Source organism: Burkholderia sp. AU19243 (genome assembly GCF_018148075.1).
GTDB lineage: Bacteria > Pseudomonadota > Gammaproteobacteria > Burkholderiales > Burkholderiaceae > Burkholderia > Burkholderia latens_A.
In genome coordinates this window covers 382,763-406,208 of record NZ_JAGSTV010000005.1, presented here as the reverse complement: position 1 = coordinate 406,208, position 23,446 = coordinate 382,763, and the positions used below count along the sequence as shown (strand labels likewise).

General features: G+C 64.2%; 21 protein-coding genes and 2 tRNA genes. 17 read left to right on the top strand and 6 right to left on the bottom strand.

From position 1 onward, the window contains the following. Window positions 1-95 precede the first annotated feature (95 nt). The 9 genes from KDW55_RS13140 (at window position 96) to KDW55_RS13100 (ending at window position 8,323) form a co-directional block, all read left to right on the top strand. Window positions 96-172 (top strand) — tRNA-Val (locus KDW55_RS13140). A gap of 270 nt (window positions 173-442) precedes the next feature. Next, the gene (gene thrS / locus KDW55_RS13135; RefSeq protein WP_069241318.1) at window positions 443-2,350 is read left to right on the top strand and encodes a threonine--tRNA ligase; all 1,908 of its coding nucleotides are present in this window, start codon (window positions 443-445) and stop codon (window positions 2,348-2,350) included. Window positions 2,351-2,399: 49 nt separating this feature from the next. Further along, the gene (infC, locus tag KDW55_RS13130) at window positions 2,400-2,924 is read left to right on the top strand and encodes a translation initiation factor IF-3 (protein WP_071734130.1); all 525 of its coding nucleotides are present in this window, start codon (window positions 2,400-2,402) and stop codon (window positions 2,922-2,924) included. Between the two features lie 190 nt (window positions 2,925-3,114). Next, on the top strand, window positions 3,115-3,312 hold the full coding sequence (gene rpmI / locus KDW55_RS13125; protein ID WP_004191477.1) for a 50S ribosomal protein L35: 198 nt from the start codon (window positions 3,115-3,117) through the stop codon (window positions 3,310-3,312). Window positions 3,313-3,342: 30 nt separating this feature from the next. Continuing rightward, the gene (gene rplT / locus KDW55_RS13120; RefSeq protein WP_004192938.1) at window positions 3,343-3,702 is read left to right on the top strand and encodes a 50S ribosomal protein L20; all 360 of its coding nucleotides are present in this window, start codon (window positions 3,343-3,345) and stop codon (window positions 3,700-3,702) included. A gap of 148 nt (window positions 3,703-3,850) precedes the next feature. Beyond that, a complete protein-coding gene (gene pheS / locus KDW55_RS13115; protein ID WP_006753318.1) occupies window positions 3,851-4,864 on the top strand; it encodes a phenylalanine--tRNA ligase subunit alpha in 1,014 nt (337 codons plus the stop codon). Between the two features lie 95 nt (window positions 4,865-4,959). After that, window positions 4,960-7,389, top strand: a complete 2,430-nt coding sequence (gene pheT / locus KDW55_RS13110) for a phenylalanine--tRNA ligase subunit beta (RefSeq protein ID WP_212161755.1) — start codon at window positions 4,960-4,962, stop codon at window positions 7,387-7,389. A gap of 72 nt (window positions 7,390-7,461) precedes the next feature. After that, window positions 7,462-7,848, top strand: a complete 387-nt coding sequence (locus KDW55_RS13105) for an integration host factor subunit alpha (RefSeq protein WP_040144036.1) — start codon at window positions 7,462-7,464, stop codon at window positions 7,846-7,848. 61 nt (window positions 7,849-7,909) lie between these two features. After that, on the top strand, window positions 7,910-8,323 hold the full coding sequence (locus tag KDW55_RS13100) for a MerR family transcriptional regulator (protein ID WP_040144037.1): 414 nt from the start codon (window positions 7,910-7,912) through the stop codon (window positions 8,321-8,323). Between the two features lie 87 nt (window positions 8,324-8,410). On the opposite strand, the gene KDW55_RS13095 is transcribed toward KDW55_RS13100, so the two are convergent. Further along, complete coding sequence (locus tag KDW55_RS13095; protein WP_212161756.1) at window positions 8,411-10,621, bottom strand: hypothetical protein; 2,211 nt, start codon at window positions 10,619-10,621, stop codon at window positions 8,411-8,413. Between the two features lie 589 nt (window positions 10,622-11,210). On the opposite strand from KDW55_RS13095, the gene KDW55_RS13090 reads away from it, so the two are divergent. Together KDW55_RS13090 and bamC are read left to right on the top strand one after the other, a co-directional pair. Beyond that, window positions 11,211-11,287: transfer RNA gene (locus KDW55_RS13090), tRNA-Pro, on the top strand. Between the two features lie 140 nt (window positions 11,288-11,427). Then, complete coding sequence (gene bamC / locus KDW55_RS13085) at window positions 11,428-12,636, top strand: outer membrane protein assembly factor BamC (protein ID WP_040144038.1); 1,209 nt, start codon at window positions 11,428-11,430, stop codon at window positions 12,634-12,636. A gap of 687 nt (window positions 12,637-13,323) precedes the next feature. Here bamC and KDW55_RS13080 read toward each other — a convergent pair. The 3 genes from KDW55_RS13080 to KDW55_RS13070 all read right to left on the bottom strand — a co-directional run bounded on the left by KDW55_RS13080 (window position 13,324) and on the right by KDW55_RS13070 (window position 14,941). Beyond that, window positions 13,324-13,581, bottom strand: a complete 258-nt coding sequence (locus tag KDW55_RS13080; RefSeq protein WP_009691224.1) for a hypothetical protein — start codon at window positions 13,579-13,581, stop codon at window positions 13,324-13,326. Window positions 13,582-13,718: 137 nt separating this feature from the next. After that, on the bottom strand, window positions 13,719-14,000 hold the full coding sequence (locus tag KDW55_RS13075) for a hypothetical protein (RefSeq protein WP_040144039.1): 282 nt from the start codon (window positions 13,998-14,000) through the stop codon (window positions 13,719-13,721). 224 nt (window positions 14,001-14,224) lie between these two features. Then, a complete protein-coding gene (locus KDW55_RS13070) occupies window positions 14,225-14,941 on the bottom strand; it encodes a YdcF family protein (RefSeq protein ID WP_059544272.1) in 717 nt (238 codons plus the stop codon). A 157-nt stretch (window positions 14,942-15,098) separates the two neighbouring features. Here KDW55_RS13070 and KDW55_RS13065 point away from each other — a divergent pair, with 157 nt between their 5' ends. Continuing rightward, window positions 15,099-15,416, top strand: coding sequence for a hypothetical protein (locus tag KDW55_RS13065; RefSeq protein ID WP_040144041.1), 318 nt, complete (start codon window positions 15,099-15,101; stop codon window positions 15,414-15,416). Window positions 15,417-15,602: 186 nt separating this feature from the next. On the opposite strand, the gene KDW55_RS13060 is transcribed toward KDW55_RS13065, so the two are convergent. Together KDW55_RS13060 and KDW55_RS13055 are read right to left on the bottom strand one after the other, a co-directional pair. After that, window positions 15,603-15,854, bottom strand: coding sequence for a hypothetical protein (locus tag KDW55_RS13060; protein WP_212161757.1), 252 nt, complete (start codon window positions 15,852-15,854; stop codon window positions 15,603-15,605). A gap of 197 nt (window positions 15,855-16,051) precedes the next feature. Continuing rightward, window positions 16,052-16,453, bottom strand: a complete 402-nt coding sequence (locus KDW55_RS13055) for a transposase (RefSeq protein ID WP_040144043.1) — start codon at window positions 16,451-16,453, stop codon at window positions 16,052-16,054. 427 nt (window positions 16,454-16,880) lie between these two features. On the opposite strand from KDW55_RS13055, the gene KDW55_RS13050 reads away from it, so the two are divergent. The 5 genes from KDW55_RS13050 to nusA all read left to right on the top strand — a co-directional run bounded on the left by KDW55_RS13050 (window position 16,881) and on the right by nusA (window position 23,372). Continuing rightward, window positions 16,881-17,783: a LysR family transcriptional regulator gene (locus KDW55_RS13050; RefSeq protein ID WP_040144044.1), complete on the top strand. Its 903-nt coding sequence runs from the start codon at window positions 16,881-16,883 to the stop codon at window positions 17,781-17,783. Between the two features lie 442 nt (window positions 17,784-18,225). Then, window positions 18,226-19,248, top strand: a complete 1,023-nt coding sequence (gene scpB / locus KDW55_RS13045; protein WP_069241333.1) for an SMC-Scp complex subunit ScpB — start codon at window positions 18,226-18,228, stop codon at window positions 19,246-19,248. A gap of 60 nt (window positions 19,249-19,308) precedes the next feature. Then, the gene (gene rluB, locus KDW55_RS13040) at window positions 19,309-21,009 is read left to right on the top strand and encodes a 23S rRNA pseudouridine(2605) synthase RluB (RefSeq protein ID WP_212161758.1); all 1,701 of its coding nucleotides are present in this window, start codon (window positions 19,309-19,311) and stop codon (window positions 21,007-21,009) included. Window positions 21,010-21,438: 429 nt separating this feature from the next. Further along, window positions 21,439-21,897: a ribosome maturation factor RimP gene (rimP, locus tag KDW55_RS13035; protein ID WP_040144047.1), complete on the top strand. Its 459-nt coding sequence runs from the start codon at window positions 21,439-21,441 to the stop codon at window positions 21,895-21,897. Next, the gene (gene nusA / locus KDW55_RS13030) at window positions 21,897-23,372 is read left to right on the top strand and encodes a transcription termination factor NusA (protein WP_040144048.1); all 1,476 of its coding nucleotides are present in this window, start codon (window positions 21,897-21,899) and stop codon (window positions 23,370-23,372) included. Before rimP ends, nusA begins: the two co-directional genes overlap by 1 nt. The last annotated feature ends 74 nt before the right edge of the window (window positions 23,373-23,446 follow it).

Sequence of the window (23,446 nt, the reverse complement as noted above, 5' to 3'; positions counted from 1 at the left end):
GCCACAGTAACGGGGCCGGAATATCGCCGTTTTGCTGCGGCCGCATAAAAACGCTTGCCAAGTGCGCAGTCAACCCATATAATTTTAGCTTCACTAGGCTCGTAGCTCAGCTGGTTAGAGCACCACCTTGACATGGTGGGGGTCGTTGGTTCGAGTCCAATCGAGCCTACCAACGAATTGAGAACGCCCGGTTTCGGGTGTTTGATGCAGTAAATAACTCAACGCGAACAAGGCGAATACGGTTATGACACCGCGAACGTTGACCGAAACCTTTTCGGAGCGACGCTAGTCGAGGAACGTTTTCGCCCTTTCAGTTTGAGTGAAGTATCGAATGCGGCCCCTCGAAAGCGGGGCCGCATTTTTTTTGTCGCGAAATTTTCGCGCGTGACTTTGATATCGCGTGCTTGGTTTGCCGCCCACTGTCGGCATCACGGAGATTGCTATGGTTTCGATACGCTTGCCTGACGGCTCAGTTCGACAATACGAGCATCCGGTGACAGTTGCCGAGGTCGCGGCCTCGATCGGTCCCGGTCTCGCGAAGGCTGCGCTTGGCGGCAAGCTCGACGGCGAGCTCGTCGACACGTCCACGGTCATCGATCGCGACGCGTCGCTGGCGATCGTCACGGACAAGGATGCGGACGGCCTCGACATCATCCGTCACTCGACCGCGCACTTGCTCGCCTATGCGGTGAAGGAACTGTACCCGGATGCGCAGGTGACGATCGGCCCGGTGATCGACAACGGCTTCTACTACGACTTCTCGTACAACCGTCCGTTTACGCCCGAAGATCTGGAAAAGATCGAAAAGCGCATGCAGGAACTGGCGAAGAAGGACGAGCCGGTCACCCGCCGGGTCGTGTCGCGCGACGAGGCGGCCGGCTATTTCCGCAGCATCGGCGAGAAGTACAAGGCCGAGATCATCGAATCGATTCCGCAAAGCGACGAAATCAAGCTGTACTCGCACGGCGGCTTCACCGACCTGTGCCGCGGCCCGCACGTGCCGTCCACCGGCAAGCTGAAGGTCTTCAAGCTGATGAAGGTCGCGGGCGCATACTGGCGCGGCGACTCGAAGAACGAGCAGCTGCAGCGCATTTACGGCACGGCGTGGACGAAGAAGGAAGATCAGGATCAGTACCTGCACATGCTCGAGGAAGCGGAGAAGCGCGACCACCGCAAGCTCGGCAAGCAGCTCGACCTGTTCCACATGCAGGAAGAGTCGCCGGGCATGGTGTTCTGGCATCCGAAGGGCTGGGCGCTGTGGCAGCAGGTCGAACAGTACATGCGCCGCCGCGTGAACGAAGCCGGGTATCTCGAGATCAAGACGCCGATGATCATGGACCGCTCGCTGTGGGAGGCGTCTGGCCACTGGCAGAACTACCGCGAGAACATGTTCACGACGGAGTCGGAGAAGCGCGACTACGCGATCAAGCCGATGAACTGTCCGGGGCACGTTCAGGTGTTCAAGCACGGGCTGCGCTCGTACCGCGACCTGCCGCTGCGCTACGCGGAATTCGGTTCGTGCCACCGCAACGAGGCATCGGGCGCGCTGCACGGCCTGATGCGCGTGCGCGGCTTCGTGCAGGACGATGCGCACATTTTCTGTACCGAAGAGCAGTTCATCGCCGAATCGATCGCGTTCAATACGCTCGCGATGAGCGTGTACAAGGATTTCGGGTTCGAGCACATCGACATCAAGCTGTCGCTGCGCCCCGAGCAGCGTGCGGGCACCGACGAAACGTGGGATCGCGCCGAGCAGGGCCTGCGCGACGCGCTCACGGCGTGCGGCCTGTCGTGGGAAGAACTGCCGGGCGAGGGTGCGTTCTATGGCCCGAAGATCGAGTACCACATCAAGGACGCGCTCGGCCGCTCGTGGCAGTGCGGCACGCTGCAGCTCGACATGGTGCTGCCGGAGCGCCTTGGCGCCGAGTACGTCGCGGAAGACAACAGCCGCCGCCGGCCGGTGATGCTGCACCGTGCGATCGTCGGTTCGATGGAGCGATTCCTTGGCATTCTGATCGAGCACCATGCCGGCGCAATGCCGGCCTGGCTCGCGCCGTACCAGGCAATTGTGCTCAATATCGCCGAAAGTCAGGCCGAATATGCGCAATCTCTGGTCCAAACGTTGCAAAAACAAGGGGTTAGAGTGGCGGCGGATTTGCGCAACGAGAAGATTAGCTATAAAATACGCGAGCACACGCTGGAAAAGGTGCCTTATCTCCTCGTCGTGGGCGATAAGGAGCGTGATGCGCAAACGGTAGCCGTGCGTGCCCGTGGCGGCGTCGATCTTGGCGTTATGCCGGTCGAAGCCTTCGTTGAGCGTCTGCAGGAAGACCTGCGCTCGTTCAAGTAACCGCCCTGGCAGCGCGGCTCGTTTTTTTAATTTTTAGAGGAAACGTAACATCGCTACTGATAAGTCGTCGCATCGCATCAACGGTGAAATCACTGCGCCGGAAGTGCGTCTGGTCGGGATCGAGAACGAACCGCTCGGTATCGTAAAACTCGCTGATGCTTTCCGTAAGTCGGAAGAGCTGGACGTTGATCTGGTCGAAATCGCGCCGCAGGCCGTTCCGCCGGTCTGCCGTCTGATGGACTACGGCAAGTTCAAGTATCAGGAGTCCAAGAAGCAGCACGAAGCGAAGCTGAAGCAGAAGGTCATCCAGGTGAAGGAAGTCAAATTCCGCCCGGGTACCGATGACGGTGACTACAACGTCAAGCTTCGCAACCTCGTGCGCTTCCTCGAAGAGGGCGACAAGACGAAGATCACGTTGCGTTTCCGCGGCCGCGAGATGGCTCACCAGGAGATCGGCATGCGGATGCTCGAGCGTCTGCGCACGGATCTCGAGGAAGTCGGCCAGGTCGAGCAGATGCCGAAGATGGAAGGGCGCCAGATGATCATGGTGCTCTCGCCGAAGAAAAAGAAGTAACGGGCCCGCGCGCCGGTCGCGCAGGTTCGATAGTGGTTCGGTGCGCTGCCCGGTCAGGGCGGCGCGCCAACAATGACGGCGGCTGCGCAAGCGGTTCGCCGTACACAAGTGGACTGGGTTTCGAAGGGCGGGTCAAGGGCGCAAGCCAACCGCACACCCATCGCCATCTAATAAACTGGAGTTGTTCGTCATGCCTAAGATGAAGACCAAGAAGAGTGCTGCAAAGCGCTTCGTGGTGCGTCCGGGCGGTACCGTCAAGCGCGGTCAAGCCTTCAAGCGCCACATCCTGACCAAGAAAACCACGAAGAACAAGCGTCACCTGCGCGGCGCAACGGCAGTTCATGATTCCGATCTGAACTCCGTCCGCGCGATGCTGCCGTTCGCGTAACCCCTCAACTGATACTCAAAGGAGAGAAACATGCCTCGAGTCAAACGTGGGGTAACCGCACGGGCCCGTCACAAGAAGATCATCAACCTGGCCAAGGGTTATCGCGGCCGTCGCAATAACGTCTATCGCATCGCCAAGCAAGCGGTGATGCGCGCTGGTCAGTACGCGTACCGCGATCGCCGCAACAAGAAGCGTGTGTTCCGCGCATTGTGGATCACGCGTATCAACGCGGCAGTTCGCCAGCACGACATGACCTACAGCGTGTTCATCAACGGCCTGAAGAAGGCGTCGATCGAACTCGACCGTAAGGTGCTGGCCGACATGGCGGTGTTCGACAAGGCTGCTTTTGCTGCGATCGTCAAGCAGGTGAAAGCCGCCGTTGCAGCCTAATTGCGAAATTAGCACTGCGTGGTTAGTTGCAGCGATGTTCCGGTAGTTTCGGCCGCTGCAGCGAAAACGGGGCTCTTCCGAGCCCCTTTTTTGTTTGGCGGGCAGATTCGCTCGCCAAGACCGAATGACGTTGGAAATGATGGGATCTATGGATCTGGACCAGATTGTCGCCGACGCGCAGCAGTCCTTCGAACAGGCTGCCGACATCACCACGCTCGAAAACGAGAAAGCACGATTTCTCGGCAAGTCGGGTGCGCTGACCGAGTTGCTCAAGGGCCTCGGCAAGCTCGATCCCGAAGCACGCAAGACCGAAGGCGCACGCATCAACGTCGCGAAGCAGCAGGTTGAGGCCGCGCTGACCGCTCGCCGCCAGGCGCTCGCGGACGCGCTTTTGAACCAGCGCCTCGCCGCAGAGGCGATCGACGTCACGCTGCCGGGCCGCGGCGCCGGTGCGGGCAGCCTGCACCCCGTGATGCGCACGTGGGAGCGCGTCGAACAGATTTTCCGCTCGATCGGCTTCGACGTGGCCGACGGTCCCGAAATCGAGACCGACTGGTACAACTTCACGTCGCTGAACAGCCCGGAGAACCATCCGGCGCGTTCGATGCAGGACACCTTCTACGTCGAAGGCAAGGACGCCGACGGCCGCCAGCTGCTGCTGCGCACGCACACGAGCCCGATGCAGGTGCGTTATGCGCGCATGAACCGTCCGCCGATCAAGGTGATCGCGCCGGGCCGCACGTATCGCGTCGACAGCGATGCGACGCACTCGCCGATGTTCAATCAGGTCGAGGGGCTGTGGATCGACGAGAACATCAGCTTTGCCGATCTCAAAGGCGTCTACACCGATTTCCTGAAGAAATTCTTCGAGCGCGACGACATCCTCGTGCGCTTCCGTCCGTCGTATTTCCCGTTCACGGAACCGTCGGCCGAGATCGACATGATGTTCGAGCACGGCAAGAACGCCGGCAAGTGGCTCGAGATTTCCGGCTCGGGGCAGGTGCATCCGACCGTGATCCGCAACATGGGCCTCGATCCCGAGCGCTATATCGGCTTCGCGTTCGGCAGCGGCCTCGAGCGCCTGACGATGCTGCGCTACGGCGTGCAGGATCTGCGGCTGTTCTTCGAGAACGACCTGCGTTTCCTGCGCCAGTTCGCATAACGCACGCGCCGCGCCCACACGTGCCCGCGCACGCTCCGTCGCACGATCAGACGAGGCCTGCGCGTCGATCTAACCTGTTTCGAACGTAGACATCCATGCAATTCCCTGAATCCTGGTTGAGAACCTTTGTCGACCCGCAGCTGACGACCGACGAGCTGTCGCACGCGCTGACGATGGCGGGGCTCGAAGTCGAATCGCTGAGCAAGGCCGCGCCGCCGACGTCGAAGATCGTCGTGGGCCGCGTGCTCGAAGTCGTCAAGCATCCGGATGCGGACAAGCTCAATGTCTGCCAGGTCGACGCCGGCACCGGCGCGACGCTGAACATCGTGTGCGGTGCACCGAACGTCGCGCCAGGCATCAAGGTGCCGGTCGCGCTGGTCGGCGCGGAACTGCCGCCGGCGGAAGAAGGCGGCAAGCCGTTCGCGATCAAGCTGTCGAAGCTGCGCGGCGTGGAGAGCCAGGGGATGCTGTGCTCGGCGCGCGAGCTCAAGCTGTCGGAAGACCACAGCGGCCTGCTGATCCTGCCGGAAGACACGCCGGTCGGTCAGGACATCCGCGACACGCTCAATCTCGACGACACGATCTTCGAAATCAAGCTGACGCCGAACAAGGCCGACTGCTTGTCGGTGTTCGGTATCGCACGCGAGACGGCCGCGATCACCGGCGCGCCGCTGACCCCGGTCGACATCCGTCCGGTGCGCGTCGAACTCGATGAGACGCTGCCGGTGCGCATCGCCGCGCCGGATCTCTGCGGCCGCTTCTCCGGCCGCGTGATCCGCGGCGTGAACGCGCGCGCGAAAACGCCGCAGTGGATGGTCGAGCGCCTCGAACGGGCGGGCCAGCGCAGCGTGTCGGCGCTCGTCGACATCTCGAACTACGTCATGTTCGAGCTCGGTCGTCCGTCACACGTGTTCGACCTGGACAAGATCCACGGCGGTATCGAAGTGCGCTGGGGCAAGCGCGGCGAATCGCTGAAGCTGCTGAACGGCAACACGGTCGAACTTGACGAAACGGTCGGCGTGATCGCGGACGACCGTCAGGTCGAAAGCCTCGCGGGCATCATGGGCGGCGACAGCACGGCCGTCACGCTCGATACGACCAACATCTATCTGGAAGCCGCGTTCTGGTGGCCGGACAGCATCCGCGGCCGCGCGCGCAAGTACAACTTCTCGACCGATGCCGCGCATCGCTTCGAGCGCGGCGTCGATTACGCGACCACGGTCGAGCACGTCGAGCGCATCACGCAGCTGATTCTCGAGATCTGCGGCGGCAAGGCCGGCCCGGTCGACGATCAGGCGGTCAACCTGCCGCAGCGCGCGCCGGTGAAGATGCGCGTGTCGCGCGCGAACCGCATCATCGGCGTGAAGATCGACGCCGACGAAATCGCGAACATCTTCACGCGCCTCGGCCTGCCGTTCGAGCGCGATGACGACGCATTCCTCGTCACGCCGCCGTCGCACCGCTTCGATATCGAGATCGAGGAAGACCTGATCGAGGAAGTGGCGCGCATTTACGGCTTCGAGAAGATTCCGGCGCGTCCGCCCGTCGCGACGAGCGAGATGCGCGCGACCAACGAGACTCAGCGCTCGATCCACGACATCCGCCATGCGCTCGCGGCGCGCGACTATGCGGAGACGGTCAACTTCAGCTTCGTCGATGCAGAGTGGGAGCTCGATTTCGCCGGCAACGACAAACCGATCCGCCTGCTGAACCCGATCGCGAGCCAGCTGTCGGTGATGCGCACGACGCTGTTCGGCAGCCTTATCTCGGTGCTGCGTCACAACCTGAATCGCCGGGCGGACCGCGTGCGCGTGTTCGAGGCCGGCCGCGTGTTCCTCGCCGATCCTGCGGTGAAGGCCGGCGAGCTGACCGTCGAAGGCTACAGGCAGCCTAAGCGGGTCGGCGCGCTCGCATACGGCCCGGCGGTCGACGAGCAGTGGGGGGTGGCAACCCGCGCAGTCGATTTCTTCGACGTGAAGGGCGATCTCGAGGCGCTGCTCGCGCCGGCCGCCGCGCGCTTCGTGAAGGCGGCGCATCCGGCCCTCCATCCGGGCCGCAGCGCGCGCATCGAACTCGATGGCCGTGCGGTCGGCTGGATCGGCGAATTGCACCCGCGCCTGATGCAGAAGTACGAGCTGCCGCACGCGCCGGTGATGTTCGAAATCGACGCGGACGCGCTGATTCCGCGCGCACTGCCGGCACCGACCGACGTGTCGAAATTCCCGCCGGTGCGGCGCGATATCGCCGTCGTGGTGGATCAGGCGGTGGAGGTTCAGGCACTTTTCGACGAAATGAAGAAGGCGCTGGCCGAGGACGCGTGCCGATTCGTTCAGAAGGTTGTACTCTTCGACGAATTTCGTGCAAAATCAAATACTTCCGGTGGTCTTGCCGCACACGAGAAGAGCCTTGCCTTCCGCGTGACGCTGCAGGACGCGGCCGGCACGCTACAGGACGAGGTCGTCGATCAGGCGATCCAGACGCTGGTCGAGCGTATGGCTCGAGCCGGTGCGCGCCTGCGCGGCTAAGGAGAGGGGCCGCCCGTTCACGGGCGGCTTTTTCCCCTCGTAAGTTTTGGTTTAACGCGCTGTATGGCAGATATGAACGACATGACCTCGAGTGAATTCGAAGCCCTCCTGACGGCGCAACGCAGCGCCATGAACCGCGACGCTTCGGCGCCGGCGTCCGCCGAGACGCCAACGCTGACGAAGGCGGAGCTGGCGGAGCTGTTGTTCGACAGCGTCGGGCTGAACAAGCGTGAAGCGAAGGACATGGTCGAGGCGTTCTTCGAAGTGATCCGCGACGCGCTCGAAAATGGTGAAAGCGTCAAGCTGTCGGGATTCGGCAATTTCCAGCTGCGCGACAAGCCGCAGCGTCCGGGCCGCAATCCGAAGACGGGCGAGGCGATTCCGATCGCTGCCCGCCGGGTGGTAACCTTCCACGCGAGCCAGAAGCTGAAGGCGCTGGTCGAAAACGGCGCGGAGTAACGTCCGCGCGCCGACGTCTCCGCGCGGCCGCCGCGCACCCTTTACCGACGGTTAACCGACGATGACCACTACGGTTGAGAAAGTCGTCTTGCCTCCGATTCCCGCGAAGCGCTACTTCACGATCGGCGAAGTCAGCGAACTGTGCGGGGTCAAGCCGCACGTGCTGCGTTACTGGGAACAGGAATTCACGCAGTTGCGGCCGGTGAAGCGGCGCGGCAATCGCAGGTATTACCAGCACCATGAAGTGCTGCTGATCCGGCGGATTCGCGAGTTGCTGTACGAACAGGGGTTCACGATCAACGGCGCGCGCAACCGGCTCGATTCGCCGGGCGGTGAACGCGCGGCGGCAGAGCCGGCCGATCCCGGCATGCCGGCCGCCGACGTGCGCGGCGTGGCCAGGCCCGGGGTGGCGGTCGACGTGGTCGCGCTGCGGCAGGCGCTCCTCGACGTCATCGACGGGCTGAAGCACGACTGAAAACGCGAACGAGCACGACGCTCGAAACAGCAAATGCCCGGTAGGCGTAGCGCCGCCGGGCATTTTCATGTCCGCTGGCTGACGCGATCAGCGTGCCGCGAGCGGGTTCGGCTTGCCCATGTCGACGACCAGCGTGCCGTCCGGCAGCATCCGCACCGAGCCCTGTGCAACCTGGCGGCGGTAGTCGTACAGGTCGAAACGCATCGGGCCGGCTTCGGCCGAATTCCGGATCAGCGCACGGACGTTCAGCTCCAGCACGTTGAACATTTTCATGTCGCCACCTTCCATCCACATGTAGCTCGGCGCATCGATCTGCGGCCGCTTCGGCACCGGTGCATCGGCGGCGCGCCGGAACGTGAGGCGCAACCCGTCGCGCTCGACCATTGCGTGGTCGAGCTTGCCGTTCAGCACCGGCGGCGGGAAGACGGTGTACTGGTCGAGCACGAGCGTGTCGCCGCGCAATTCCGCGCCGCGGCGCTGCAGCGGCGTCAGCGACGCGAGCTCGATGCCGAGCGAGCGCAGCAGCTTCGCCTGCGGGATGCCGAGCACCGACACCTGCGACGGCTTGAACGCGAGGTGGCGATCGTCGAGGACCGTCAGCGAGCCCTTCATGTCGGTCGGCAGCCACACGCCGGGCACGTGATTCCACAGCTTGATGCCGCCCTGCACGCGCAGGTCCTGGCCGTCCGCGCTCAGTTGCAGGTCGTTCAGCGAGCGCGGCGAGTAGTCGAGCAGGTAGTCGTTGAAGAGCGCCGACATCGCCTTCCACGACTCGACGACCGATCCGCCAAGAATGCGGATGTCGTACTGGTTCGGGTCGTCTAGGTCGACGGGTTCGCCAGCCCGCTTCGCGATCAGTTGCACGTCGAGATCCTCGACATGGAACCCGATGTCGCCCGACAGGTTGAAGTGCACGTTGTGCAGATGGATCGTCGGATTGCGGTTCGACACGTGCCGCTCGTTGAACGGCGTCGTCGACGTGCGGCGCATCGCCACTTTCTGCATGCCGAAGCGTGGCGTGCCGTCCGCGACCGCAAACGCTTCCCAGTGCTGACGCGCGTCGCGCAACGCGCTCTGCTGCGCGGCGAGGAAGCTGTCGTTCAGACGAGCGGCCGCATTGCCGAGCGGGGCGCCGCCGGCCGGATCCGCATATGACGGCATCCGGATCGCCATCGCGCCGTTTTCGTCGAAATTGAAGTAGCCGGCCGATACCTGATCGCGATAGTGATAGAGGTCGAACACGAAATTCTGGCCGCGCTTTGCCGGATCGACCGGGCCGATCAGGATATCGGCGTTCATCGGCATCGACCGCATGAACTTCACGTCGCCGCCACGGATGTACATCGCCTGTTGTGACGCGTTCACCGGGAGCGCGAAGCCGGCGTGCGAGCCGTCGTCGAGCGTAAGGTCGAGGCCGGCGGGCGTCACGCGCAGCGCGGCAATCCGGATTTTCAGCCGCGGCGGCGGCATCAGCTTGTCGACCGACATCACCAGATCGTCGCCGGCGAGTCGCGCGATCGGCGTCTCCACCTTCAGCAAATCGGCCATCTTTACATTGGCCGCGCGCATTACAGGCTGCGCATCGATGCCGGACACGCGGACGGCGCTCGGATGAAACACGAGCTGGCTGCCATCGCGGATCGCGAGCGTGCCGGTCAGCGAGAACGGCACCCAGCCGTCGCGCTGCATCTCGCCTCGCAGATGAATCACGCCGTCGCCGGCCGACACCGCGAGCTTGCGTAGCGGCGCGTTGCGATAGCCGAAGATGTACGTGTTGAAGAGCGCGGTCAGCTTCGCGTCGTCGAGCGTGACGGTGCCTTCGTGCACGTCGATCTCGAAGCTCGTCGGATCGTCGAACACGATCGGCGCGCCGCGCTGGGTCGGCAACAGGGTTGCGGACAATTGATGGACGAAAAAGCCAAGGTTGCCGACGATGCGGAAATCGACATCGCGCAGGAACGTCATCGCGCCGCTCTGGCCCGAGTCGCGCAGCGTGTACGGCCGTGGTTGCGCGAGGCTGAGCGACGCGAGCGACGGCACGGTGCGCGCAATTTGCCGCTCGCGGGCGAGACGTTCCGCTTTGGCGCGTTCGATCCGGGTCGGCGCAGCCGATGCGTTGCCGTCCCGCTGCGCGGCCGGTTCGGCGCAACCGGCACAGAGCAGCCCGAGCGCAAGCGCAGCGCAACCGAGCGCGCGGGAAGCGCCGAGTGAAACGAGGCCGGCCGTGCGTCGCAGGCCGGACATCCTGTCGAGTAGTGCCAAAGGCGTGCGATGGCCGCGCCGGACCGCATTCCGCATCGTCTGTCTCCATGTCTTGTCGTGATCGACGCGGCGCACCGCGAATGCGCGGCGCAGACGTCGATGCCATGCAGTGTGTCATAGCGCGCTAGAGCGGCGTAACCAAACAGTCGGCGCCGGGCCTCGGCGGCGCGGCGCACGGCGGGACAACGGATCCGCGGACGCGGGGCGGTCGGATCAAACGCTCGTTTGGTTTTGTCGATCTGCGCGATCATCAAGCGCTCGAACATGACGACTTGATCGAATGCCGCCAGCAGCTGAGCGGCGGGCGAGTGCTGCGGTATGGTTGTCGCGGCGGTCGGCATCCGGCGCCGCTTTTCCTGATTGAGCGACATTGGCCGCGTGTCGATCGGCGTGCGATCTGACGAAGCGTCGCGCTCATCGACGTTGTCACGCGACGAGCGCACGCACACGCTAGCGCTCCGCGACGCAACGGCCGGCTCCATTCGCTTCGCGACGCGGTATTCGCGAGTGCGCCGGTCGTTCGCATCGATCACACCGCGCCATCAAAAAAGTTACGCCGGCGAATGTACAAAATGCATGCGACCCGTTCTCAGCCGGTGAACTGTCTGTTATAATTTTTTTCTTTCGGGGCGTAGCGCAGCCTGGTAGCGTACCTGCATGGGGTGCAGGTGGTCGGAGGTTCAAATCCTCTCGCCCCGACCAGACAAGAACCCGCGTCAGTTCAAGCTGACGCGGGTTTTTTCTTGCCCGTCGCTTTTTTGCACATCGCGGCGCGGCCCCGGTAAAATGCAAGGTTGATCCACGGAAAGCGCCGTGATTTAGCGGAAGAGGATTCCCCGAACATGACTGATCTTCGTCTTACCATGCGGTTCGCTGCAGTGCTCGCCACCGGTGCGCTCGTTGCCGGTTGCGGTACGTCGTCGCCCACGAAAGTGGACTACAAGAGCGACTCCAAATCGAAGGAAGCGTCGCTCGCAGTGCCGCCCAACATGCTCGACGAAACGGCCGATCAGCGTTCGCTGCCGCCGCAGGGCGGCGCGACTTCCCTGTCCGCGCTTCAGCAGGTCCAGCAGGCGGCCCCCGCCACGGACACCGTCGCGCCCGCGGTGGCCGGCATGCACATACAGCGCGACGGCACCGAGAGCTGGCTCGTGATCGACGGCAAGAAGCCCGCCGACATCTGGCCGCAGGTTCGCCGTTTCTGGCAGGAACAGGGCTTTCTGCTCGTCGTCGACCAGCGCGACAAGGGCGTGATGGAAACCGACTGGAACGAAACGCACCCGCAGATCAACGACGGCCTGATCCGCAGCGTGATCTCGAAGGCGATGGGCAACTCGTATGTGACCGCCGAGCGCAACAAGTACCGCACGCGTCTCGATACGGCGCCGAACGGCGGCACCTACGTGTTCATCAGTCAGAAGGGGATGCGGGAGGCGCTTACCGGCGCCAGCAACGATTCGAGCAAGTGGGAAGCGAAGCCGAACGATCCAGCGCTCGAAACAGAGTATCTGAAGCGACTGATGGCGGTGCTCGCACAAAATGAGCAGCGAGCGAAGAACGGCGAGCCGCCGATCGCGAACATCAAGGACAACGCGGTGCCGAAGGACAAGAAGGCCGATACCGACGCGTCGAAGGCTGCGGCTGCGGCAATCGCCGCGCAGAACGTCGCGCGTACGTCTTCGCAAGCGAACGACGTCGACTCCGCCTCGGTGCCGTCCGAAGTCACGCTTGGCGAGCCGTACGACCGTTCGTGGCTGCACGTCGGCCTCGCGCTCGATCGCGCGAACTTCACGGTCGACGATCGCGATCGCACGAAGGGCCTGTATTTCGTCCGTTATGTCGATCCGAAGGATCTGAGCGCGGCTGAGCAGGGCTTCTGGAGCCAGCTGTTCCATGGCAAGAAGGAAAAGCAGGCGAAGCAGTATCGCGTGAACGTCAAGGCGTTGACACCCGACCAGACACGCGTCGCGGTCGTCGACGATTCCGGTGCGATCGATACGTCGTCGCCAGCCCGTCAAATCATGGCGCTGCTCGTGAATCAACTCCGCTGATCGCGAAACGATCCCGTTTATGGAAGAACCCGCCTCCCCGGCGGGTTTTTTTTCGCGTCGTCCGCCTGCGCGGGGATTCGTTCCCGACGTTCGGGGTCCTGCGTGACGTTACGTAACATCCGCGCGTTACGGCGGCCAACGCGGTGTTACATCGTCACGATAGGAAAAAATATCGTTTTGAATCAATGGTGTGCATCTGAAAACGCGTCTGGCACGCAAAGTGCTTTATAAGTTCGAATCGTTAAGGCAGGGAGGATGGCGCGAGATGTCGGGCGGGCGTCGCGAGCGCCCCGATCAACGGTATCCGCGTCTTCAAATGCCGGGCCGCGAGCACCGGCGCAACCGATGACGATCCGCGCGACGCGCGGATCTCGATGGCCCCGTCGCCTATCCTCGTAGGGCGACGGTTTTTGCCCACGCTTCTTCTGAAGCGTGGGCAATTTTTTTGTGGGCGACCATGCAGCGGCGTGCCGATTGCGTCGTGCCGTAGTCGTATTCGTGTGGCGCGGAGCGGCCGCGAATGACGGAAATGGCGCACGTGGTGCAAGCGATGTTGCCCGCGGCCACGGCGACTCACGATGCGGGGCGGGCAGAGCGGATCGCTCTCACGTCGAGCAAGCTCGCGCCAATGAAGCGCGGATATGCGCAGAGCGCGCGGCCGGGCGCATTCCCGGCCGCTGCGGCGCGTCAGTGCGACGCGCTGGGAACGTCGAGAATCAGGATGATCGTCCAGTCGGCGTCGCCGTCGTGGTGATACTGGCGCTCGGCGACGATGAATGGTTGCTGCTTGCCTTGCGGACCGAGGAAAAGCACGTCGCCTTCCATCGGCAGGCACTCGATCGGCGGCAGCGCGAGGAAGGCGTCGTCCGAGCCGCGCGGCATAAGTTGCTTGATCTTGCGAGTGGCCGCGTCGGTCCACTCGATGTCGAGTTGAATGTTGCTCATGCTGTCCTCCGCACCGGGGTGCGCACGGGTGGAAAATTTCGGTGCGCGACTTTAGCACAGCGCGCAGGCGCCGCAACCAAAAAAAGCCGAACCCGGTTGCCCGGATTCGGCTTTTCGCGTGTGCGGTGCCGCCGAACTTACTGGCTGGCAGCTTCTGCCGGAGCGGCCTTGGCGGCCTTCTTGCCGGCCTTCTTCGCTGCCTTGTGGTGAGCCGCCTTCTTGCCGTGGTGGTGCTCTTCCTGAGCAGCCGGCTGAGCAGCTTCCGCTGCTTGCTGCTGTTGCAGTGCTTGTGCGCGCTGCTCGATCTCGGCGATCTTCGCCGGGTCGGTGATGGTCTGGATTTGCGTGCTCTCTTGCGCATACGCTGCGCCAGTCAGCGCCGACATCGCGACCAGAATAGCCAGGGACGTCTTCTTCATTGCTTAACCTCCGCTAAGTGGTGATGAACCCGAATGTTGCCGTTTTGTCTGGCGACTGCAATCGAGTGCGTGTCGAGTGTAACAAAAGTGACGGATCAATGTGCACCGGAACGCGGTGCGGCGCAAGGCCCCGTTGAAGTCGCGCAACACTTCCGTGTATTCCGTCATGCGCATGCCATACGGTGTCGTGCCAACGTTTGCGCTTTCACGCTCCGGCGTCGTGGTCAGAACCAGCCCAGCCATCGGTAGACGTGAAATTGCGCGATGCCGATCAGCTCGTGCAACGCGCGGTCGGCATCCGCCAGGTTGTGCCAGCGCGGCAGCCAGCCGGTTTCGGCACGTCGGCGATTCGCGTAGACGGGCTGCGGATCGATGCCGAAGCGGCGGAAATTGAGCAACGCGCGGCGCATCTGGTACGACGAAGTGACGAGAATGCGCGCGTCGTCATGTTGAGAGCGTAGTATAGACGCAGTGAATTTCGCATTTTCGTGGGTCGTCCGGCTGTTCGGCTCCAGAATGAGGTCGCCGGGAGCGACGCCGTCGGCGATCAGTCGGCGTCCATAGACGGACGCCTCGGTATCGCCATGATGTTGCGGGTCGCCGCCCGACATCACGACGGTGCAGCGGGCGGCTTGCTGCCGGCACATGCGATATAGCGCGGCGGTTTTGCGGATGCGTGCGTCACCGTCGCGCGGCGGTTGCAAGCCGGCATCGGTGCGTCGCGTGCCGGCGCCGATGATGATGAGCGTGGTGTGCCCATGCATGTCGGGCCGCTCGATCGGCGTGACGCCGGCTTCGGTCCACGCGATGAGCGGCGCGGCGAGCCACCCCGACGCGATCAGCCAGAACAGCGTCGCGCCGGCAATCGCGACGACTCGCCGCCGCTTGCGGCAGAGCATGAAACAGATGAAGAGAAGTACAAATGAATCGAACAGAATCAATTTGATTGGGGTATGGTGTCTTTTTATGGACGGCTGACGATCCGGCCCTGACGCGACGCCGAACGTCGGCCTCCAGAATCGGTGGCGGTATCGGCGGGTGGAGATCCCGCCCGGTGCGCCGCTTCGCATTGTCGCTGCACTTTAAGAAAGAATCGAGATGGCCACGTATTCCAACGAAGCGGTGCTCGACGCATTGAGACGAGTGCAGTACCGCCAGGTACCGTGGGCGCGCCGCCCGGGCGTGTTCGAGTATCTCCGGTCACTTGGGCTGATGGACACGGTCAGGCAGAAGACCGTCGCTCCCGCACCGGGTTTCCACGCGCCGGTCGACATTGCGGTGCTGACCGATAACGGTCGAGCCGAATGTGCACGCCTCGAGCGCGACGAGAAACTACTGTCCTGGACCGATCGCCGTATGGACGACTACGTATTGAGCGAAGCGAGCGCCGTGGCGATTCTCGAAAGCCGCCTGTAGCGTCCACTTCCGTCCTCGCGCGCCGCCGCCGGCGACGCAAAAAAAAGCCCGTATCGCGAGGATACGGGCGTACCGGATACTTTTGCTGTTGCCATGCTGTGCTCATGGCAACGTTGTGACTCGCCCCATGTCGGGCAGTTCCCGCTTCCGGGAATTTTCTTTCGTGGTGCTGCTCGTATCACCGGACTACGGATGCCGCGGCATTGCCGTTGCCTGCGAGCCGATTCGCGCGCGCGCGTTGCTCGCGATGTCGCCGCGCAAGTCGCCGCGCGGCACGGTCTGTCGACTGGAGGGCGCCACCGGCTGTTGCTGACGCAGCGTATTGCGGTGATCCTGCTGGTGGTGAGGAGGCTTTGAGCGATCGTCGGCGTGCGCGGGAGCGGTCAGCGCCAATGAACCGACAATGCCGCATGCGACGAGCAGTGACATTGTTTTCATGGCGGGCTCCCTTCAAGCCGTCGGCGCGGCTTGTTGATATGTCGCTAAGGTAAGCGCGGGAGTGCAGGGTTGCTGTAAATAATAGTAAATAGATGTATCGCCGCACGACAGCGATAACCGGCGGCGGCGCGCGGGCCGTGCAAAAGCCGGGATGCCGAAATGAACCGGGCGACCGAAGCCGCCCGAATCAGCATGCGTTACGCCATCTTCACAGGGGCGCGCCACGACTCCGGATTGGTCCAGAACGCGCCGCGCAGCCTGTCGCGGCTCGGCGGTGCGGGCGGTTTGGCCGCGCTTGCGCCGATGCGCCCGCGCAGCGAAATCTGCCGGCCGCTCGTGCCGAGTCGCTTGACGATTTCGGCGAGCGTGCCGTCAGCCTGCCATTCGTCGAAGCGGCGGCGGCAGGTCGGCGGTGACGGATAGCGGCCCGGCAGCTTCGACCAGCCTTCACCCGTCGACAGTACCCAGAGCACCGCGTTGACCACCGCGCGGGCCTCCACGCGGGGACGGCCGCGCCGTTCGCTCCGCGCGGGTTCCGAGCAAAACAGACCCTCGACCAGCGCCCACTCGTTATCTCTCAAATCGTCGAACAGCATCATGTCCTCACCTCAGCGAAGCTAACTCCGGTGCGCTGCCCTGCGCCGCGCACTCTTCAGGCACTCGAGCGTCGAGTGCCGGGTGGGGGCGCCCGGTTGGCCGGCAGCGGCCTTTCTGCCTTCCGTCCGACGAGACCTGCGCCCTGTGCATCAGGTAATGCACGAAGCGTGCCACGTCGAAGGCGATTCCCTTGAGAGCCGCTTGGCAGCGGGCTAACGGCTAAGTCAGCTAGGGGCGTATAAGACGCCAAAATAACCCGCCAGCAAATCAGGACAATCACCAATCTTGTGCAGTCCGCCCGCACCGCGTGCGTTTGGCGGGATATTGCACCGCAGCGAAACATGGCCGCCCGATGCCGGATTCGTACATCGAACCCGCATTCGCACATTAGAATCGCGCATCGATACCGACAATTGATGAGGTGAGCGGATGAACGTTACGCTGCGCCAGCTTCGCGTCTTCATCGAAGTAGCGCGGTTGCGGAGTTTCAGTCGCGCAGGCGACGAAATCGGCCTCACGCAGTCCGCGGTCAGCCGCTGCGTACGCGAACTCGAGGCCGAGCTCGGGCTGAAGCTGATCGACCGGACGACGCGCGACGTACAGCTGACCGACGTCGGCGGCAATCTGATCGCGAGCGTGTCGCGGCTGATCGACGATCTCGACGACACGCTGCGCGAGATTCGCGAGATCGGTGAACAGCGGCGCGGGCGGGTGATCGTCGCCGCGAGTCCGACCATCGCGTGCCGGCTGATGCCGCGCGTCGTAGCGTCGTGCGAACGTCAGTTCCCGTTCGTCACGCTCGGTTTGCGCGACGACGTGCAGAGCGACGTGTTACGCAAGGTGAAGTCGAGCGAGGTCGATTTCGGCGTCGTTATCGGGCCGCTCGCCGTTGCCGACCTTCTGTGCGAGCCGTTGATGACCGACTCCTTTTGCCTGGTCGCGCGCGCCGATCATCCGCTCGCGGCGCGCACCGAGGTGCCGTGGACGGCGCTCGATGGCGAACGGCTGGTGCTGCTCGACCACGCATCCGGCAGCCGGCCGTTGATCGACGCTGCGCTGGCCACCCATCGTGTCAACGCGGCCGTCATGCAGGAACTCGGCCACTCGGCGACGGTGTTCGGGCTCGTCGAGGCTGGTGTCGGCGTGAGCGTTCAACCGTGGCTGTCGCTGCCGTTACCGGCCGGATCGACGCTGGTCGCGCGACCGTTGACGCCGCGCACCGAGCGTACCGTCGAGCTGGTGCGTCGCCGCGATCGGTCGCTGTCGCCCGCCGCGCAGGCGATCTGGGAACTGGTGCGGCAGATGCCGGCGCGGGCCGAGGATCTCGACTGACTGTGCCGATTCGCGTGCGGCAGGGCGTTCGTGCGCGAGGCGGGAGATGGGGCTTGGGTCGCGCAGGAGCGCACATCCGGGCCCAGGATGACTCTTCGCGCGCCGGCTCGGCGCGTGCGCTCCGTCGCGGCGCGGTGCGGGCGTGTTTCCCGCGCGGCGCGCCTGGGCCGAGGCCGGGCGTAGCGGCGCGCCCCGTGGATGATCAGCCTTTCGGCTCATCTTTACGCACCGGGCAATTTTGCGTAATATGGCGCTCAGTCACGCGGTTCCGCCGTTGAGCCGTGCTGTTCCGTCCGGTTTGGGCCTGGCTTGAAGTTTGGTTCGCCGCCCCCGGTTCGTGCTCCCATCAATATGACCGATCAGAATCGGGCGAGCGCGTCTTCCGTTCCTTTCGTCTGTTTGTTGATCCGGTTCGTTTGACCACAGGGTCTGGCCTAGCTGCATGAATACCCAAGAGGCGAAGATCGTCCTCGAGACTGCTTTGATCTGTGCGCAGGAACCGCTGAAGCTCGGCGATTTGCGCAAGCTCTTTGCCGACGGCGTGTCGGCTGACACGGTCCGCACGTTGCTCGAAGATCTGAAACAGGATTGGTCCGGCCGCGGTGTCGAACTGGTGGCTCTGGCAACCGGATGGCGCTTTCAGAGCAAGCCGGCGATGCGCCACTATCTGGATCGACTGCATCCCGAGAAGCCGCCGAAATACTCGCGCGCGGTGCTCGAAACGCTCGCGATCATTGCGTATCGGCAACCCGTCACGCGCGGCGACATCGAAGAGATTCGCGGCGTCACGGTCAATACGCAGGTGGTCAAGCAGCTCGAGGATCGGGGCTGGATCGAGGTGATCGGGCATCGCGACGTGCCGGGGCGCCCGGCGCTGTACGCGACGACCAAGCAGTTCCTCGACGATCTGGGCCTGAAGGCGCTCGACGATCTGCCCGCGCTCGAGGAGCCCGCCGCGAACATCGAGGCCGCGCTGCTCGCGCAACAGGCAATGGATTTCGACGGCGATGCGCCGCACGCGGAAGCGTCCGTGGAAGGCGGCGAAGCAGCGGCCGGCGAGCCGCAGCCGCAGCCCGAGGAAGTGGAGGGCGAGGCGGCGGCGCGCGTGACGGCAACGCAGGAAATGCCGAACCGCGATACGCTGGAAGCTGATCGCGTTCGAACCGAACAGGGCGGCGCCGAAGCAGCGCCGGCCGGCGGGCAGCCCGCGCCGCTGCGCGCGGAATGGAACGAGGAAGATCGCAGGCCGGCCGCCGACACGGTTGCCGGAGACGGAGCGGAAGCGGCCGGCGACATGCCGGCTGACGCTGGCCAGGCCGGCGCCTTGCGCTCCCGTCCCGCCGGCGGCGAGATGCTGGACGATACGTCGGACAGTCTCGCCGACGCCGTACGCAGCGCCAGTGCGCCCATCGGCGCCGATGCGTTGCCGGACGACGAAGCAGAACCCGAACAGCGCCGCGCCTGATCGCGGCCGACTTCTTGCCGCGCCCGCGCCGGGCGCGAGACCTGACATTTTGAGGTTGTTTTGACAGATATCCACGATATTGAATCGTCCGCGCCTGCCGTGCAGGCCGCGCGTGCCGACGATACGCCGGAGCAGGACGCTCCCGCCGCGGGCGGTGACGAGCGTCCCCGCCGCGGCCTGCGGCGCGGCCCGCGCAGCCTGATCGCGCGGCGTCGCGCGGCGGCCAAGTCGAAAGGCGCCGATGGTGAGCCGCAGGGCGGCGAAGGCGCGGATCCGCAGCCGGCCGAGGTCGCTGAAGCTCAACCCGCACGCGCGCCACGCAAGGAAGGTGCGGCCCGGGGCGGCCGCAAGCCGGCCGGCAAGCGGGAAGGCGCGGCCAAAGGTGCGCAGGGTGGGCAAGGGCGGCGCGGCGGTTCGGCGAAGGCCGATGGCGGCGCGGCGAAGGCGGACGGCGACGCGGCGTCGCAGGACGATCTGTTCGCGTACGTGACGTCGCCGGCATTCGACGCGGACAACTCGGCAGGCGGTAGCGGCGTGCGTGCGCCGATGCTGCGCCGCGGGCGCGCACAGCCGGCTAACAGGCGCGTGCTGTCGCCGGACGACGATGCGCCGAAGCTGCACAAGGTGCTTGCCGAAGCCGGCATGGGCTCGCGCCGCGAAATGGAAGAGCTGATCGTCGCCGGCCGCGTGTCGGTGAACGGTGAGCCGGCGCACATCGGCCAGCGCATCATGCCGACCGACCAAGTTCGCATCAACGGCAAGCCGGTCAAGCGCAAGCTCCCGAACAAGCCGCCGCGCGTGCTGCTGTACCACAAGCCGACGGGCGAAATCGTCAGTCACGCGGATCCGGAGGGCCGTCCGTCGGTGTTCGACCGCCTGCCGCCGATGAAGACGGCGAAATGGCTCGCGGTCGGGCGCCTCGACTTCAATACCGAAGGTCTGCTGATGCTGACGACGTCCGGCGATCTCGCGAACCGCTTCATGCACCCGCGCTACAGCGTCGAGCGCGAGTATGCGGTGCGCGTCGTCGGCGAGCTGTCCGAAGGGATGCGGCAGAAGCTGCTGCATGGCGTCGAGCTCGATGACGGTCCGGCGAACTTCCTGCGCATTCGCGACGGCGGCGGCGAAGGAACGAACCACTGGTACCACGTCGCGCTGGCCGAAGGCCGTAACCGTGAAGTGCGCCGGATGTTCGAGGCGGCCGGCCTGATGGTGAGCCGCCTGATCCGTACGCGCCATGGCCCGATCGCGCTGCCGCGCGGCCTCAAGCGCGGCCGCTGGGAAGAGCTGGACGAGGCGCAAGTGCGCAAGCTGATGGCGACCGTCGGCCTGAAGGCGCCGACCGAAGAGAAGGGCAAACGCGGTAGCGGCGGGCAAAGCGAGCGCCGCCAGCCGGATCCGATGCAGACGTCGATGGGCTTCATCAGCCGAGAGCCGGTGCTGACCACGCATGGCCAGCTCGATCAGCCGCGTCGCGGTGGGGGCCGCCGCGGCGGCGCGGGCCTGCCGGGCCTGAGCGGCTACGGCAGCCTGCCGGTTTCGCCGTCGGGTTATGGCAATCGTTCGGGCGGCGGCCGCGATGTCGATGGCAATCGCGCGTCGTACGGCTCGGGTCCGAAACGCGAAGGCGCGGGCGGCGGCAAGCGCGGTGGCGGCAAGGGCGGCAACCGCAACCCGAACGGCAATCGCGCCGACGGCGGTGGCAATGGCGGCGCGCGCGGCGGTCAGCGTCCGCAGCGCAATCGCTCGCGCGGCCGCTGAGCGTGCGCGGCCGGCGGCGTAACGCCGCCGGTGCCGGGATGCCGGCGAAATCGGCATCGATCCGGTTGCGCCGGCGCCTCGCGCTGCGGCTGTTTGTCGTCGTTTGCTTTCGGCTGGATATATCGCGTTGCCGGACTGAATCCCTTCGGCGCGCCGTCCGGTTAGCATTTTTGGTCGGTAGAGGCCGGATAGACGCTGCTTTTACCGGCTGGCTTGGCGTTTGCGCCAAAAATCGCTATAATCGCGGAGTCGCTGGGCGTACGGATTCAATGTGCGGCTCAGGTGCGACCACCAGTAAGAAGATGGGCGTTCCGCCCATTTTTTTTTGCTGAAACGGTTAGGCATCTCGGGTAGCGCTTCCTGCGCCGGCTAAGGCGCGCGCCCGCGGGTGAATCGCGAGCGGCGGGCGCGAACACCTGAGAGGACACTGTGCAACTGACGGAACTGATAGAAACCACGGTCACCGGGCTCGGCTACGAGCTGGTGGATCTCGAGCGCACCGGGCGCGGCATGCTTTGCATCTATATCGATCAGCCTGCCGGCATCTCGCTCGAAGATTGCGAAAAGGTCACACGTCAGCTCCAGCACGTCTTGACGGTCGAAAACATCGATTACGAACGGCTCGAAGTCTCGTCCCCGGGGCTCGACCGCCCGTTGAAGAAGCTGGCCGACTTCGAGCGCTTCGCCGGCAGCGAAGTTTCCGTGACCTTGAAAAAGCCGCTGGACGGGCGCAAGACGTTCCGGGGCATTCTGCACGCGCCGAACGGCGAAACGATCGGTTTGGAATTTGAGAGGAAGAAGGGCGAGGCAGCCATGCTGGATTTCACGCTGGCCGATATCGACAAAGCCCGCCTGATTCCGCAAGTTGACTTTAGGAGCCGCAAATAATGAGTCGCGAAGTGTTGATGCTGGTGGATGCGCTGGCGCGCGAGAAAAACGTCGACAAGGATGTGGTGCTGGGCGCCCTCGAGGCCGCGCTCGCGTCCGCTTCCAAGAAGCTGTTCGACGAAGGCGCCGAAATCCGCGTCCATATCGATCGCGAAAGCGGCGAGCACGAAACCTTCCGTCGCTGGCTCGTCGTGCCCGACGAGGCGGGCTTGCAGGAGCCGGATCGCGAGATCCTGCTGTTCGAAGCGCGTGAGCAGAAGCCCGACGTCGAAGTCGGCGAATTCATCGAGGAACCGGTGCCGTCGATCGAGTTCGGCCGTATTGGCGCGCAGGCGGCCAAGCAGGTGATCCTGCAGAAGGTGCGCGACGCCGAGCGCGAGCAGATCCTGAACGACTACCTCGAACGCGGCGAAAAGATCATGACCGGCACGGTGAAGCGCCTCGACAAGGGCAACTTCATCGTCGAATCGGGCCGCGTCGAGGCGCTGCTGCGCCGCGACCAGCTGATTCCGAAGGAAAACCTGCGCGTGGGCGACCGCGTGCGTGCATACATCGCGAAGGTCGACCGCACCGCGCGCGGCCCGCAGATCGAACTCTCGCGCACGGCGCCCGAGTTCCTGATGAAGCTGTTCGAGATGGAAGTGCCGGAAATCGAGCAGGGCCTGCTCGAGATCAAGGCAGCCGCTCGCGATCCGGGTGTGCGCGCGAAGATCGGCGTGATTGCCTACGACAAGCGGATCGACCCGATCGGCACGTGCGTCGGCATCCGCGGTTCGCGCGTGCAGGCCGTGCGCAATGAGCTCGGTGGCGAAAACATCGACATCGTGCTATGGTCCGAGGATCCCGCCCAGTTCGTGATCGGCGCGCTCGCGCCGGCAGCCGTCCAGTCGATCGTCGTCGATGAAGAAAAGCATTCGATGGACGTCGTCGTCGACGAGAACGAGCTGGCTGTCGCGATCGGCCGCAGCGGTCAGAACGTTCGCCTTGCCGGCGAGCTGACCGGCTGGCAGATCAACATCATGACGCCGGACGAATCCGCCCTGAAGCAGGGTGAAGAGCGCGATCGGCTGCGTGCGCTGTTCATGGCGCGTCTCGACGTCGACGAAGAAGTCGCCGACATCCTGATCGACGAAGGCTTCACGAGTCTTGAAGAAATCGCTTACGTGCCGCTCAACGAAATGCTGGAGATCGAGGCGTTCGACGAGGATACCGTGCACGAGCTGCGCAACCGCGCACGCGACGCGCTGCTGACGATGGCGATCGCGAACGAAGAAAAGGTCGAAAACGCAGCGCTGGATCTGAAGAGCCTCGACGGCATCACGCCGGAGTTGCTCACGAAGCTGGCCGAGCACGGCGTGCAGACGCGCGACGATCTCGCCGAGCTGGCTGTGGATGAACTGGTCGACATGACCGGGATGGAAGAGGATGCCGCTAAGGCGTTGATCATGAAAGCACGTGAACATTGGTTCCAGTGAGAAATGACCATGGCGCACTGATTTGATGGCGGCCGTATGGCCTGACCCGATGCTAACCGCAAGGAATCGGTCCT